At 48.6% G+C, this 14958-nt stretch carries 16 protein-coding genes and 1 riboswitch; all 16 genes read right to left on the bottom strand.

What is annotated here, in order from left to right:
- Nucleotides 1-10: 10 nt before the first annotated feature.
- The gene (hbs, locus tag FFM79_RS10280) at nucleotides 11-286 is read right to left on the bottom strand and encodes a non-specific DNA-binding protein Hbs (RefSeq protein ID WP_003640587.1); all 276 of its coding nucleotides are present in this window, start codon (nucleotides 284-286) and stop codon (nucleotides 11-13) included.
- A gap of 253 nt (nucleotides 287-539) precedes the next feature.
- Nucleotides 540-1850: a ribosome biogenesis GTPase Der gene (gene der / locus FFM79_RS10270; protein WP_137643390.1), complete on the bottom strand. Its 1311-nt coding sequence runs from the start codon at nucleotides 1848-1850 to the stop codon at nucleotides 540-542.
- A 93-nt stretch (nucleotides 1851-1943) separates the two neighbouring features.
- Nucleotides 1944-3233, bottom strand: a complete 1290-nt coding sequence (gene rpsA, locus FFM79_RS10265; RefSeq protein ID WP_137643389.1) for a 30S ribosomal protein S1 — start codon at nucleotides 3231-3233, stop codon at nucleotides 1944-1946.
- A gap of 90 nt (nucleotides 3234-3323) precedes the next feature.
- Nucleotides 3324-4007, bottom strand: coding sequence for a (d)CMP kinase (gene cmk, locus FFM79_RS10260; RefSeq protein ID WP_137643388.1), 684 nt, complete (start codon nucleotides 4005-4007; stop codon nucleotides 3324-3326).
- Nucleotides 4008-4042: 35 nt separating this feature from the next.
- Nucleotides 4043-4654, bottom strand: coding sequence for an SAG1386/EF1546 family surface-associated protein (locus tag FFM79_RS10255; RefSeq protein ID WP_137643387.1), 612 nt, complete (start codon nucleotides 4652-4654; stop codon nucleotides 4043-4045).
- Between the two features lie 61 nt (nucleotides 4655-4715).
- Nucleotides 4716-6173, bottom strand: a complete 1458-nt coding sequence (locus FFM79_RS10250; protein ID WP_137643386.1) for a RecQ family ATP-dependent DNA helicase — start codon at nucleotides 6171-6173, stop codon at nucleotides 4716-4718.
- Nucleotides 6166-7200 (bottom strand): YpbB family protein, encoded by a 1035-nt coding sequence (locus FFM79_RS10245; RefSeq protein WP_137643385.1) that lies wholly within the window; start codon nucleotides 7198-7200, stop codon nucleotides 6166-6168. Before FFM79_RS10245 ends, FFM79_RS10250 begins: the two co-directional genes overlap by 8 nt.
- 195 nt (nucleotides 7201-7395) lie before the next feature.
- On the bottom strand, nucleotides 7396-7980 hold the full coding sequence (locus FFM79_RS10240; protein WP_137643384.1) for an ECF transporter S component: 585 nt from the start codon (nucleotides 7978-7980) through the stop codon (nucleotides 7396-7398).
- Nucleotides 7981-8101: 121 nt separating this feature from the next.
- Nucleotides 8102-8223, bottom strand: a riboswitch (FMN riboswitch).
- 55 nt (nucleotides 8224-8278) lie between these two features.
- Nucleotides 8279-8995 carry a pseudouridine synthase gene (locus FFM79_RS10235; protein WP_137643383.1) on the bottom strand — a complete coding sequence of 239 codons (717 nt, stop codon included), beginning with the start codon at nucleotides 8993-8995 and terminating at the stop codon, nucleotides 8279-8281.
- On the bottom strand, nucleotides 8995-9603 hold the full coding sequence (gene scpB, locus FFM79_RS10230) for an SMC-Scp complex subunit ScpB (RefSeq protein WP_137643382.1): 609 nt from the start codon (nucleotides 9601-9603) through the stop codon (nucleotides 8995-8997). The genes FFM79_RS10235 and scpB overlap by 1 nt, the downstream gene beginning before the upstream one ends.
- The gene (locus FFM79_RS10225) at nucleotides 9590-10363 is read right to left on the bottom strand and encodes a segregation and condensation protein A (protein ID WP_137643381.1); all 774 of its coding nucleotides are present in this window, start codon (nucleotides 10361-10363) and stop codon (nucleotides 9590-9592) included. The genes scpB and FFM79_RS10225 overlap by 14 nt, the downstream gene beginning before the upstream one ends.
- Nucleotides 10326-10712, bottom strand: a complete 387-nt coding sequence (locus tag FFM79_RS10220; protein WP_137643380.1) for an N-acetyltransferase — start codon at nucleotides 10710-10712, stop codon at nucleotides 10326-10328. Before FFM79_RS10220 ends, FFM79_RS10225 begins: the two co-directional genes overlap by 38 nt.
- 41 nt (nucleotides 10713-10753) lie before the next feature.
- Nucleotides 10754-11644: a site-specific tyrosine recombinase XerD gene (xerD, locus tag FFM79_RS10215; RefSeq protein ID WP_137643423.1), complete on the bottom strand. Its 891-nt coding sequence runs from the start codon at nucleotides 11642-11644 to the stop codon at nucleotides 10754-10756.
- A 7-nt stretch (nucleotides 11645-11651) separates the two neighbouring features.
- Nucleotides 11652-12539, bottom strand: a complete 888-nt coding sequence (locus FFM79_RS10210; RefSeq protein ID WP_137643379.1) for a CvfB family protein — start codon at nucleotides 12537-12539, stop codon at nucleotides 11652-11654.
- A 19-nt stretch (nucleotides 12540-12558) separates the two neighbouring features.
- Complete coding sequence (locus FFM79_RS10205; RefSeq protein ID WP_137643378.1) at nucleotides 12559-13017, bottom strand: DUF441 domain-containing protein; 459 nt, start codon at nucleotides 13015-13017, stop codon at nucleotides 12559-12561.
- Nucleotides 13018-13207: 190 nt separating this feature from the next.
- The gene (locus FFM79_RS10200; protein ID WP_137643377.1) at nucleotides 13208-14824 is read right to left on the bottom strand and encodes an SWIM zinc finger family protein; all 1617 of its coding nucleotides are present in this window, start codon (nucleotides 14822-14824) and stop codon (nucleotides 13208-13210) included.
- Between the last annotated feature and the right edge of the window lie 134 nt (nucleotides 14825-14958).

Genomic DNA, 14958 nt, shown 5'->3' with positions numbered 1-14958 from the left:
TCGGTATTGCTTATTTAACTGCATCCTTTAAAGCTTTCCCTGGTTTAAATGCAGGTACTTTGCTTGCAGGAATTTGGATTTCATCACCAGTTTGTGGGTTACGGCCCTTACGAGCAGCACGTTCACGTACTTCGAAGTTACCAAATCCGATCAGTTGAACTTTTTCACCCTTTGCAAGAGTGTCTTGGATTGATGCAAAGACTGCGTCAACAGCAGCGGTTGCGTCTTTCTTGGTTAAGTTAGTTGCCGCAGCAACGTTGTTAACTAATTCAGCTTTGTTTGCCATGTTTGATTCACCTCCCCTTTACAGAGTAAAGATGTAGAAGTCACTTTTTCAAAGACGTACATCCAGATGATCATTTTTGAGTGGTCCAAAAATGAGAGAAACGATAACAAGCATCATTTCTTCATCAAAGATAGCATAGGAATGCTGTAATAGCAAGCTTTTTTAAGGTTTTTGACTAAAATTAGCCGAAAAAGTTTTAATCGTTTACAAGCACAATCGATTATGCTAAAATGCTGATTTACCGCGCTTTAGACTACTTTCGTTGCCGCTCGATCATGTGGATCGGTGTTCCGGTAAAATCAAAGGCGTTTCTAATTTGATTTTCGAGGAACCGTTCGTACGAAAAGTGCATCATATCGGGATCGTTCACGAAAACAACGAAGGTTGGCGGTTGAATCGCCACCTGGGTCGCGTAGTAAACGCGGAGCCGTTTCCCATTGTCACTCGGCGTAGGATTCATCGCAATTGCGTCCATAATCACGTCATTTAAGACGGACGACTGAATCCGCCGGGTATGGTTCGTGTGCACCTTCTTAATCAGCGCTGGGAGTTGTTCCAAGCGCTGACTCGTTTTCGCCGAAACAAAAATGATTGGCGCGTAACTAAGGTAAACGAACTGGTCACGAATGTAGGCTTCAAACTCCTGCATGGTGTGGTTATCCTTTTTAACTAGGTCCCACTTGTTGACCACGATGATGATCGCTTTCCCGGCCTCGTGCGCGTACCCCGCAACCCGCTTATCCTGCTCGCGGATGCCTTCCTCACCATTGATCACGAAGAGGGCCACGTCACTATTATCAATGGCTTTTAGGGCCCGCATCACACTGTAACGCTCCGTATTTTCGTAGACCTTCCCTTTTTTACGAATACCGGCCGTATCAACCATGACGAACCGGCTACCACTTTCATCAGTAAAGGCCGTATCAATTGCGTCACGGGTGGTCCCGGCAACGTCCGAAACGATGACCCGGTCCTCGCCCAGTAACGCGTTCACAATTGAAGACTTACCGACGTTGGGCCGACCAATTAAACTAAAACGAATCGTCCCCGGTTCATCTTCCCCCTGTTTATCGGGAAAGTTCTTAATCACCGCATCCAATAAATCCCCGAGGCCCAGCCCGTGGGCACCGGATAGTGGGTACGGATCGCCAAATCCAAGGGAATAGAAATCATAAATTTCTGACCGTAATTCGGGATTGTCGACCTTGTTCACACCAAGGACAACCGGCTTATTTGACCGGTATAAAATCTGCGCCACGTGTTCATCAGCGTCGGTGACGCCCTCCTGAACACTGACCAGGTAAATAATGACGTCGGCTTCGTCGATCGCAATTTCGGCCTGCTGGGTAATCTGCTTAATAAACGGGGCGTCAACAATGTCGATCCCACCGGTATCAATCAAGCTAAACGATTGGCCCAGCCACTCGCTATTTGCATAGATCCGGTCCCGAGTAACGCCAGGAGTGTCTTCCACGATGGAAATCCGGTCACCCGCAATCCGGTTGAAAATCGTCGATTTACCCACGTTGGGCCGGCCGACAATTGCAACAACTGGTTTCGCCATACTAATTCCTCCTCGTATCTAATAATATACTGTTTGTGATAAAAAAATATCCTTCAAGGCTAGCTTGAAGGGTATTTTTCAGGCAATCAATGATTAGTTTTTGTCATTGTTGTTTTCAGCGTTCTTCAATTCATTACCGATCAAATCACCTAAAGTGAAGCCAGTTGATTCTTCTGGGGCGTTAGCCGTTGAACGTTCACTAGCAGTCCGGTTGTCGCGGTTGTTGCGACGACGGTTGTTACCACCACGGTGTTCGTTCCGGTTTTCGTTTTCGCCTTCAGCAGCTTGTGGCTTTTCTTCCAAAGCTTTGATTGATAAGGCTAAACGCTTGTCGTCTGGGCGAACGTCTAAGACCTTCACTTTGATTTCTTGACCAACCTTTAAAACGTCGTTTGGCGTTGCAATGTGTTGGTGTGAAATTTGTGAAATGTGTACTAAACCTTCAACGCCAGGGAAGACTTCGACAAAGGCACCGAAGCTCGTCAAGCGTTTAACTTTTCCGTCTAAGACGGCACCTTGAGAGGCTTTTTCTTCAATGCCATCCCAAGGTTCTGGTAAGGTCGCCTTAATTGATAAGGAAACCCGTTCGCGATCTGGGTCAACAGATAAGATCTTAACCTTAACTTCTTGACCAACTTTCAAGACGTCACTAGGCTTTTCAACCCGTTCGAATGAAATTTCTGAAACGTGAACTAACCCATCAATCCCGCCAAGGTCAACGAAGGCACCAAAGTTCGTCAAACGCGCAACTTTACCTTCAACCGTTTCGCCAGCTTGTAACGTCTTCAATGCTTCTTGACGTTGTGCTTCGCGTTGCTTTTCAACAACTGCACGGTGCGATAAGATTAAGCGGTTTTCGCTTGGTTCAATTTCGATAATTTTAAGTTCAAGTTCTTGACCCTTGTAGGCGTTTAAATCTTCAACGTAGTGATCATCGATCATTGAGGCCGGGATGAAGCCACGAACACCAGCGTCAACGACTAACCCGCCCTTAACAACTTGCGTTACCGGAGCTTTAATCGTATGACCTGCTTCGTATTCTTTTTCAACATCGTCCCAAACTTTGCGAGCTTCTAAGCGACGATGTGACAGTAAGTAACTGCCGTTTTCTTTATCGCTGCCAATCCGAGAAATAACAACCAAGTCTAAGATGTCGCCAACCTTAGCGACTTCGTTGACATCGTTCACCCGTTGCGTTGAAAGTTCTTTCAAAGGAACGACCCCTTCAACACCGGTACCTTGGATCCCAACAATAACTTGTTTGTCGTCATCGATAGCTAAGACTTCACCCTTAACTACGTCACCGACGTTAACTTCTTCGACGCTGTTTAAAGCGTCCAAGAGTTCCTTTTTCTCATTTTGACTATTTTCGTTTTCACTCATGCAAATTTCCTCCTGTCAACAATAACTCTAACCTATATCATAGCTGAAAATGCAATGAAAAGCTAGCTAAAAGCATTAAGTTATGCAATTTTAGATTGTTGAACTTTGTTTTTTTATAATTTCCGCAATGGTTGCAACCACTTCATCGATCGACAACGGGGTCGTATCAACTAAGATTGCATCCGGTGCTTGTGTTAACGGTGAAACTTTCCGGGTCGAGTCCTTATGATCCCGTAATTCGATCTCAGCTTGTAGTTGAGCCAAGGGCGTTTCAATTCCCTTTTGAATGTTTTCTGCGTAGCGCCGCTTAGCCCGTTCAGCCGCCGAAGCAACCAAAAAGATTTTCACTTCCGCGTGCGGTAAAACGGTCGTTCCAATATCGCGACCATCCATCACGATGCCACCAGCATCCGCCATGGTCCGCTGATGCTCCGTTAAGATTTCCCGAACACGGGGTAACGCCGCAATCGTTGAAACGTTATTGGTCACGTCCGGTTGCCGAATTGCCGTCGTAATATCTTCCTGATTTGCAAAAACAAGCTGATCAGGATCACCCGGCTTAAACGTAATTTTTAACGACTGCATGGCTGCCGTAACGGCGGCCTCATCCGTTAGTTCGACGTTATGTTGCATTGACCAGTAAGTGACTGCCCGGTACATCGCACCGGTATCCACATAAATATAGCCAAACTGTTTTGCAACGAGTTTGGCTACGGTGCTCTTACCAGCCGATGCGGGGCCGTCGATGGCCACTTGTAGTGCTTGCTTAGCCATGATTCTACCCTCGCAATTTCCCAAAATCGTGTTTTTTAACGGACACGTAACCGCTGCCCTGCCGAGATGGTACTATTAGCAGACAAACCATTTAATTCTAACAATTCATCAACTGAAATACCAGCATTAGTTGCGACCCGGTAAACGCCTTGACCGGCCTCTACCGTGACGTACTTTTCTCCAGATTCTGAGCTACTACTGCTACTACTGGCGGCTGAACTGCTTTCAGATTGAGTACTCGCAGCTTTTTTAGAACTGGCGGCTTTTTTGGAGCTGGCAACGGCTAAGCTAGAACGTTTAGCCGCCGCCTTTTTCTTTGAAGCGGCACTAGCCCGTTTCTGACTCGCAGAATCTTTAGAAGCCGCCCGATCAGCGACACTAGTTGACTTACGCGAGCTAGAACTGGCGACTTGTTCGGTCTGTTGCGGATTATTAAGCGAATTCTTTTTCACCAAAAAATAACCAATTGGCGCTAAGGCGAGCAACAAAATTAAAACCACTAACACCGTGGTTAAGGTTGAGTTGCTATTGTCTTGCTTACGTTTTTGAGTTCGCGATAAATTGCCCGAGTCATCCCGATCGTCTTCAAAAGTTTTGTCCCAGGGTTTGGTCTCCTGTGACTGTTTATCATCATTCTTTTGACTCATAGGGTGTTCCTCCTCAAAAAACTTTCAACCAACATTGTACCATAACCGCCGACTGATTTCTTTAAGAATTTGGTAAAAACAACTTTGCAAGCGTTGGCTCCCAGCCGCTTGGAGGCGCCAGTTTAACGTCCTGCGCACGGTCTAATCCAAGCGCTTTCACGGGTAGCGGTTCGCCCGGCAATTGACAGCAACTAGCCGTGTGCTGCGGTGCTTGCTCTTTAAAATGGGCCAATAGCAAGGCTCGCCGGCAATCCTTAGTGGTCACGTACTGCAACAGGCTTTGCAATTCCCGTTCCTTAGCCAGCTGTCGGTTGGCAAACTGAGTGGTCACGGCAGCAACCGTGGCCCCCCGTTGCCAGTAAGCCGTTAAGACCCGCTCCATTTCTGAATCAACTGTTCGGTTCGGCTGCGCCTGATAACGCTGATAAGACTGCTCAATCTCACTCGGCGTCGCCGCCGTTAGTGCGTTTAAATTCCGAACCAAGTTCTCATCACCAGGAACGTACAATATCACCGCCACCGCCTGCTGACCATCCCGACCGGCCCGGCCAATTTCTTGAACATAGTCGGCTAGCGTAGTCGGTAGGTGGTAATGGATCACCATCCGAATATCGCCCTTATTAATGCCCATTCCAAACGCTGACGTGGCACAAATCACGTCCAAGTCCCCCGCCATAAACTGCTGTTGAACCTTATAACGGTCCTCCGCGGTAAGCCCCGCATGGTACGCGGCCACCCGTAACGTCGTCTCAGTTTGAAGCCAATCCGTGATCAATTCGGTCTGACGTTTTGAGCTAAAATAGACGATACTGGGTCCGGTGACCGTCGTTAGTAACTGCCGTAAGCGCTCGCGTTTAGCGGCTTCACTTTCTAACTGTGCGACACTTAAATAAATGTTCGGTCGATCAACGGAATAAATGACCCGGTGGGCCGTTGGAACCGCAAGCAGCGAGACAATGTCGTGCTGGACTTGCTCCGTCGCCGTGGCGGTCAACATCAGCGTGCGCGGATCACCGAGTTGGTGGCGCAAGTGCCCCAGGTCCCGGTAGTCCGGCCGAAAATCCGGTCCCCAGGTTGAAATACAGTGGGCCTCGTCAATTACGAGCAAGCTAATTGGCGTTGCCCGTAACGCGCTGAGCACCGCCGGCTGACCAAGCATTTCCGGTGAAACAAACAGAAATTTTAAGCGGTTTAATTGTCCGAGCAACCGTAATCGCGCACCGTAGTCCACCTGGGAAGTTAAGGCCGCAACGGCTTTTTCGCCTTGGTAGTTTAACCGGGCGACCTGATCCTGCATTAACGAAATGAGTGGTGAGACCACCACCACAATTCCGGGCAGTACCGTCCCGACAAACTGGTAGATTAACGATTTACCCGTCCCGGTTGGTAACACCGCCAAAACGTCTTGCCCCGCTAACAAGTCTTGAATAACCGGTAATTGACCAGGACGAAACTGATCAAAACCATATTTACGTTTTAATAGTTGTCTAAGTTCTGCTTTAGTCCAGGTTTTAGGCATGTTGACACCTCATAATTTGATACAACCGAAATTCAAAGAAATCTAAATCTGGAGCTTGCGCCTGTGCCGTGCTAAATTGCCAGTCGGCAATGTTAGGGTCAGCCGCAAAAATGGTTGCGAGTTGTGCGCACTGGGCATCCGATAGTAGGCGAGCAAACGGAAAATCGGCGGTCAAGATGGCCACTTCTAATAGGTGTTCACGCACGGTACTCAATTTTAGGTGGCGCACCGTCGCAATTTCTGATAACGTCCCGTGTTGCAAGAAAGCCGCGTACGTTTGTTGGGCACTTTTACTGACCGCACTCGTCTTAACCAACGGGGCCAGAAGCGGCCAGAGAGGGTCCTGCGGATGAGCTTTTAGCCAGCGCACCCATTGACACATTAAATCCTTACGCATCACGAGCATTTCCACTGGTAACCGCTTTTGCTCGGTAGCCAACTGTTGGTCCGTCTGGCCGGGATGTTCAAACCCCGTCAAGCTCCTGACAAACACTTCCGCCTGCGCCACCGTTAGACTGGCTAAAAAAGCGTGCAAGCTAGCATAGAGCGCCGGCCCCAGCTCGCTGGCTGCCCAGGGGCGAAACCACTTTTTAACACGGATTTGAATGCTGGGATTAGTCGTTACGGGGTAATAGCGCGACTGTCCGTGGACCGCCTCGGAGCCCACCTGTAACGCGAGTCGACTAACCTGCGTAAAACGCCGAACGTCGGCCGTTTGAAATTCCCGCCACGCCGTGGGCCAGTACCGCGTTTGTCGTAATTCCCGTTGACGCCGAACCCCCGCCGGCGTTAGTTGTAAATAGCCCTCCCGCGGCGCTGTCAGTAACTCATCCTTGACCAACTGATCCGCCGCCACTAAAAAGCGGTCTAACGCCACCCCGTGCCAACCATCTAATAAGTCCAAGCAGCCGTAGGTTAACCCCGCAAACAGCGTCGAAACTGTCCGGCGTCCCCGTAGCACGTTAAAAACCGCCTTCGCTCGCCGGGGCGCGGTCGTAAACATCAGCAAAACATAATCCGTAAACATGGCCGTTCTCCCCTTTCGTCGCGTTTAAGCATAGCACTGTCGAGTGGCCGCTCGCAACTAAGCCGCGAGTAACGCGTGCAAATCAAAAAAAGCCATGACATAAGTCACAGCCTTTTGCGTGTTTCTGAATGTTAATAGCCAAAACGTGCGCCAAAAGTCAGCCGACTTCTGGCACACGCTCTAACTTTTATTTTTTTAAACCCGGCTCATTAATTGGTTATGATTCCCCAGCCACTTTGCCAGTCGCTGATAAACTAACCAGAAGACGTTGCCCACGAGGAGCCCCTTAATCAGGTTAAATGGAACAACCGCCACCAGGACAAGCGTGTTGAGTGACATGCTAAGCTTCATGCCCATGACCTGGAGGTAAAACGGCAACACAAACGTCAGGTTGGCCAGCGACTCGATAATCACTAGCCCAATTGTCGCAATACCAATTGCTAACGGCATCCGCCACTTAGATGCTCCTTTGAAGTAACGGAGTACCAGCGCGAACGCAATAATTAAAACGGCGGAGCCCAGGAAACTTGCAAACGAACCGATTAAATCGTAGATTGCAAAACCCATCATCGCTGAGTGCAGAACCAATTTAATTAAGGTAATCACAAACGCGCCCCCCATTCCATACAGGAACAGGCCAATTAGGATCGGAATGTCAGAAAAGTCAATCTTCATCCACGGTGCAACCGGTAGAATTGGGAACTCTACTAACATTAAAATATAAGCACACGCGCCGAGTAAGGCAATGCCCACGAGTCGGCGTAACGTTGATTGTTGCATAACGCATCCTCCTATGGGTCATCTTCAATGAACCGTATTGACACTTTTTCACAAAAAATAACCGCTCGATAACACTGACTGTCATCCGGGCGGTCTTATTTCGCGATTAATGCCAAATAAGCTCGATCTTCTTTATACCAGACTTTACTGTCGACTTTGGAATTGCACCAAATCACTATGCTTCAGCATAGGTCGCGGGTTATAACCGCCGGTCGGGAATTGCACCCTGCCCTGAAGATGAACCAGTTATTTATTTTTACAATTATATTCTAAGCACTTTAGTTATAAAATGCAAGCCCTATCGTTCACCTTTTAACTTGCCTACTTCAATCGGCTTCAATTTCCGGTACTCACCCGGTTGTAAGCTTTGCAAATCTAAAATACCGTAGCGTTCGCGCTTCAGCTTTGTGACCGGATGGCCAACCGCCGCCAGCATTTTCTTAACTTGATGGTTATGGCCTTCGTGAATGGTTAATTGTACAAGCGCGTTGTTCTTTTTATGATCACTATCTAACAAATTCGATTTAGCGGGCGCCGTCTTCCGACCATCAATTTCAACTCCGAGCCGCAACTGCTTCAAGTCCGCGTTCGTTGGCACGCCCTCGACTTTAGCCAGGTACGTTTTCTTTACTTCGTACTTCGGGTGCGTCAACCGGTTAGCTAAGGCCCCGTCGTTAGTCATGATCAGTAATCCCGACGTATCATAATCTAAGCGGCCGACCGGGTAAATGCGTTCCGGCACATCCTTAAAATAATCCATGACCGTCTTGCGGCCCTTCTCGTCGTGGACCGTTGTTACCACGCCCCGCGGTTTGTAAAACAAGTAATAAACGTGCTTTTCCGCGTTTAACGGGGCCCCATCAACTTCAACTTGATCACTAGGATCAACTTTGACGCCCAGTGTCGTTACGGTTTTCCCGTTAACTTTAACGTGCCCGGAAGTAATCAAGACTTCCGACTTGCGGCGGGAAGCAACCCCCGCTTCCGCCATCACTTTTTGTAATCGTTCTGCCATTATTTTTCCTCACGATCTGTGGTTGAATTATCTAACTTATCTTGAAACGCCGTTAAGAATAAGTCCGTTTCGGGCGCCCCGTTGGTCGGGTCCTGTAACGCTTCAACGTCAATCGCCGGTAAATCATCCAACGACTTTAAGCCAAAGTAATCCAGAAACAACTCGGTCGTCCCGTATAAGATTGGCCGTCCCGGTTCGTTCAAGCGCCCCGTTTCGGTCACTAGTTGTCGTAAAACTAATTTTTGAATTGTCGAACCGCTTTGCACGCCCCGAATTTCATCAATTTCGATTCGGGTCAGCGGCTGCCGGTAAGCAATGATTGCCAGTACTTCCAATGAAGCCTGGGATAAACTTGTTGAGAGGGGCGCTTCAAAGTACCGCTTCAACACCGGTGCAACCGCGGCTTTAGTGGCCAAACGGTAGGTGTTTTCCGTCGATAAAATCGTTAACGCGCACTGCTCGTCCTGCCGATACTTTTCAGCAAGCGTCGTGACCATCGTTTGAATCGCTGGTTTGGCAAATCCGGTCGCGTGGACCATTTCGGCCAACGTAATCCCCTCATCCCCGGCGACAAATAATAAGCCTTCAATTTGTTCAATGTTCGTCATGCTGTCCATCCCGTCGTTGATATAAATACAGTGGCCCTAATTGGGCCGTTTGTCGCAATACTAGCTGGGCCTGCTTGGTCAATTCTAACACGGCCATAAAAGTGGTGACCAACATTTCATCACTAGCCGTGACTTCAAAGAGGTCCGCAAAATTAACCCCCTGGGGGGCGCCTGCAACCCGCGTTTTAATTTGGGTCATCCGTTCGTCAATGTTGATGGTTTCCGTCGTTACGGTTTTCGTCAAGGGACGCGCTCGACGACGTTTGGCAACTAATTGCCGAAATGCTGACTGTAAGTCGTCAAGCGTAATTCCCGCCGTTAACTGCGGCGTGGCCACGTCCTTAGGGACTAACATTGCCGCGCGAGTAAAATGCTGGTGGCGAGCCTGCTCCTTAACGCGCAATTCACCGGCCGCTTCCTGATAAACCTTATAGGCCAATAATTGGGCGACCAAGGCATCGCGGGGATCATCCTCCGCCTCATCCGCGTCCAAATCGTCCTCCGGTTCTGGCTGCGGCAGTAAATAACGACTTTTAATGGTCATCAACGTGGCCGCCATCACCAGGTAATCCCCAGCAATGTCTAATTTTAACTGCTGCATCGAATGTAAATAGTCCAAGTACTGCTGCGTAATTGCGGCAATTGGAATATCATAAATATCCATTTTATTTTGCCGAATTAAATGGAGTAAAAGGTCAAGGGGGCCTTCAAACTCCGAAATTTTAATCGTAATCGGCTGTGTTTGATCGTTGTTTGTCACGCTTTCGCTCCCATTCACCAATAATCGGGGCCATATCTAACGTCCCCATGATCCGCTTCGTTGGGTATAACGCGGCTAATTCATCGAGCATTTGTTGCTGATTATCCGCCGTTCGCTCTTCGGGCGATAACGAATCGTGGTGCACGAGAATAAAATCGGAACCAATTTCAATTCCAATAATGCCACTAAAGTCACCATCCGCTTGCCGCCAGAGTAGTAACTGGTGATCATCCGTTGCTTGATACCATTGCATTTCGGTCTTTAAATGGGTCAGTTCCTTAAATTCAGGGACGAATGACAGCAAACCCATCGCGACCTTTTCATAATCTTTACGATACTTGACGAGCATTCCGGAGTCCCTCCAATCTGTTGACCAATAAATCCGTAAGCCTAAGCTCGCGGATGATACTTGTTATAAACTTCCGCTAATCGTTTTTTCGTAATGTGGGTATAAATTTGAGTGGTTGAAATATCGGCGTGCCCCAACAATTCTTGTACCACCCGTAGATCCGCACCGTTTTCCAAAATGTGGGTCGCAAACGAATGGCGGAGCGTATGGGGGGTCACGTTCTTCTTGATTCCAGCTGCCCGCACTTGCGCCTTTAAGTTTTTCCAAACTCCTTGGCGAGTTAGCTGACCACCGTGATTGTTTAAAAACAAATACGTGTTGCGCCGTTTAGCTGAGACGAGCTTCGGGCGGGCGTCCCGTAAATAGCGGTTAACGTAATCACTCGCAACGTCGCCAATTGGGATAATCCGCTCCTTATCCCCCTTACCAATCGTCTGAATCAAACCGAGGTCCAAGTGTAGGTCGTCTAATTTTAGGCCAATCGTTTCGCTGACCCGTAAACCGGTCGCGTACATCACTTCTAATAACGCCCGGTCCCGGAGCCCCAGTGGGGTCTCAACCTTGGGAACGGCTAAAAGTGCTTCCACTTCATGCGGCGACAACACTTGCGGTAAATGTTGGGCACGCTTGGGCGTATCAATTTTCAACGTCGGATCACTAGTAATCAGGTGCATCTGCGCCAAATATTGAAAAAATTTACGCAAACTAGACACGCTGTGAATGATCGTATTACGCGATTTTCCAGCCGTATCTAACACTTGTAAATAATTTAGTAAAACGTAGCGATCAACTTGTTGGTAATCCGTCAATTGTTGCGTCGCCAAGTACGCATTAAAGGCTTTTAGATCCTGATCATAGCTCTTAATACTGTTGGTGACCAACCCGCGTTCCACACGCAAAAAATGCAGGTAGTCAGCAAGCTGGTCCTGCATCCGTTGATTAATCGTCGGTTTCGTCATGATCAGCCTCGATCAATTGAATTTCTCCCGGTTGTTGCGTAATTAAGCGTTGTTTTAGTAAATTACCAACGGCCCGTTTGAACTGTCCCTTACTAATCCCGAACGCTTGGCGAATATCTTCTGGATCACTCTTATCCCAATAAGGGAGTCGGTGATCCGCCTGACGTTGTAACATGGCTAAAAGCATTTGTGCGTCGTCGCCAATTTCTTCGTAGCCCCGCGGTTTCAAGGATAGGTTAAGTTCACCATCCCGTAAATGCCCAATGACCCGAGCTTTAACGTGCTCACCTAGGCGCGGTTCCTGATTGCGTTCTGACGGATGAACAAAGCCGAGGTAGCCTTCATCGGTAATCACGGACGTACCGGCCATTTTCAGCCGAAAGACGGTTGCCTGAACGTCCGCGTTTTTAACCGCTTCCCGCGCATAGGGCTTAGCCAGCGCCGCAAATTCAGCTTGATCGGCTAACGTTCCCCATAAGCGCTGCTTATTATCACGCGCTAACTTGATATATAGGCGGTCATCTTTTTTAGGCCAGAGCCGACTAATCGTTGGGAGCTCATCCAGTGACACGGCCAAGTCCTTATTTGGCAGACCAACGTCCACAAAAACGCCCAAGTCGTGACGAGTACGGACAACCGTTCCCCAGACATAGTGGTCGAATGAAATTGCGGGGACGTGCCGGGTCAATTGCAGGCGGTGATCTTCATTTTCGTAAACAAAGCCCTCGTATAACCCACCAATATGCAGTGGCTTTTCGGGTTCGGCCTTATCGACCCACAAGGTTTCACCATTGACTTGAACAAAGTAGGCGTCCTCGTTTTCGTCCGTAACTTTCGCCGTAACGACGGTCCCAATAATACTATCCATTTTGTTAGCTCCTTCTAAATTACGTCAAACTCAGGTGTAAGACCTGAATAATGCAGTACGTGATTCCGGCCGCAATAATCGGACCGGCCGCGATCCCGTTTAATAAGACAACTCCCATGATGGTCCCAAAGACCAGCGCCACCGTCACTTCGGGCGTGGCTGAAAGTAAGCCCACGCCGTGAAAAGACAGTACCGAAACGAGCACCCCACAGGCAACTGCAATCCAGCCAACCGGTGATTTAAAGGCGTGCCATAAATCACGAAACCCAATTTGACCGGTCGCAATCGGGATCAGGATTGCAACGGTAATCACCGTTACCCCCCAGTTAATGCCCTTTTGTCCAATCGTCGTTAATAATTTACTTGTATTCGGAATTAATTTAATTAATAACACGATGACCGTTGCTAGTTGCAACGACTGGTTTTTTCCTAACCAAGCAATCAGTAAAATTGCTCCTAAAAATAACCAACTTTCCATATGTCACCTCACGTGTTATTAATTGTAACCGAAAACGCCCGAAAATACGAGGATTCCCGGTAATTCTCCCCTGAAAAATCCCGACCAGGTTCGTAATCCTGAGCGGCTAGCGCCAAGGAGTCCTAAACCGCTCCCGGATTGTGACGCGCTCACGTTAAAGCGCCGCGATAATTGTGAGCTTGCGCCGGTCTTACCAACCAAAGCGTTGTAACTCCCTTGCCATGGCCGTCCGCCGTTTATAAAGTACCCGCCACTTCGTAATGAGCTCACGGATAACAAGTTGACCAGCTGGATACGTCAGCATTTGGTCGAAAACGCGGGCGACTTGCCGATAGTACTGACGGCCAGTTGGTTGGGCCATTATTTGAACTTCCTGCTTATACTTAGCAAGTAATTGATCCGAAAACCGCCCCTTCAGCAGATGACCATAGCGGTCCGCAAGTTCTAATCCGGGTGTGCTGAGCACCACTTTTAATAGTGGCTTGAGCATTTTTTCGTTCGCATATAGCGGTGCTAGTGTCTGCCGTGGCCGCGTCCTTAGTGCTTGAAATAACTGCTTACGTGCAGGTGGCCATTCCGCGGACTGATAAGTCGCCTTTAAGGCCTTGAAGTCTTCTAAATCCGGTTGATCGGGCTGCGTACAGAGTTCAAACCATTCGTGCTGGGCATCGGTCAACCGGCCAAGCTGCTGGTAAGTGGTGGCTAATTGCCGCTTAAATTCTAAGTACTCCGGATCCTCCCGCTTGCCTGCCTGTAAAGTTTGAATCGCTTGTTCACCATCACCACGCTGAAGACATAACTGCGCGTAAGTACACCGAATTTCTGGAATTGATAACTCTTGTCGACAAAATGCCAGCACTTGCGTTTCTGCGACGTTTAATTCTTTTAGTATTTCTAAGTATAAAACTGCCCAGTGCTTACAATGCCAATCCCGCTCAAACTGATCCGTCAATTGGTGCGCGGCTGCCAGCCGCTCCGCGACAAATTGACATTTTAACTCTAGGGCCGCCGGTGATTTAAAGTACTTAAATAGCCAGTCTTCCAAGGGCTCAGCAATGATTGTCGGCGATTGGCGGAGTACGTCACAAATGGCTGGTACCATTTGGGCTTCCGTTTGCGGATCACAAACCGCGTCCAACCGGTCAAGTAGGAGCTCACAGCCCGAAAAAATTAATAATAACTCGCCATCTGAGTCGTCGATTTCGACGTGCTCCAACTTAGTCAGCAACATCAGCAATACTTGGGCCGCAAGTAAGCCTTGCCGCCGTTCAATCAAGCTCCTCACTTCATCATCAAGAAAAGCTTGCACCTCAACTTCAAAATCAGTAGCCGCATCGTAATCGATGAAGCCCTGATAGTCCGTAGCCCCAACTATTAAAGCATCCACTTCCTGCTGGTAGGATGCTAATTGATTAGTTGCTGCTGATTGGCGCGGCTTAAATTGCCGATCAAAACGGCGGCGTAACCCCGCATCAGCTCGTAACGCCCGCCGGACAAACGCCCGTAATTGCTGTTCAGGAACCCTGGCAACGAGATCCTGAGCAGTTGCCGGCCGCTGGCTTTCCGCAACGATCAGCACGGCCGCCATGTGCTTACAGTAGCGGCCATTAGCCGCGTAGGGACAAGTACAATGCCCCGCAACCAACTCATCACCACTAATTTCAAGTTGCACTTGATACGGTAGCCGACCATCGACGGTCGCGGTTAGTCCGGTCGCCGTAACTTGCAAATCTTCGACCGCACCCTCCTGAGCGTACGCTTCGCCGCGTTCAATGATCTGCGGTTGAAACCATTGTTGCCAATTCATTACTATCCTTCCAATCTACTTAAGTTACGATAACTATACCAGAAAATTGGCTCACAAACGCCCCCCTTTAAAGATTGGCTCTGTACCAATTAGTGTTGAAATTGCCGCCAGCAACGGCATACAAAAAAGCCGTC

The organism is Lactiplantibacillus modestisalitolerans (assembly GCF_005405425.1).
In the GTDB taxonomy this organism is placed as follows: Bacteria; Bacillota; Bacilli; order Lactobacillales; family Lactobacillaceae; genus Lactiplantibacillus; species Lactiplantibacillus modestisalitolerans.
Note: the sequence above shows the minus strand (reverse complement) of the source record. Positions and strands in the feature narration are given on the sequence as shown.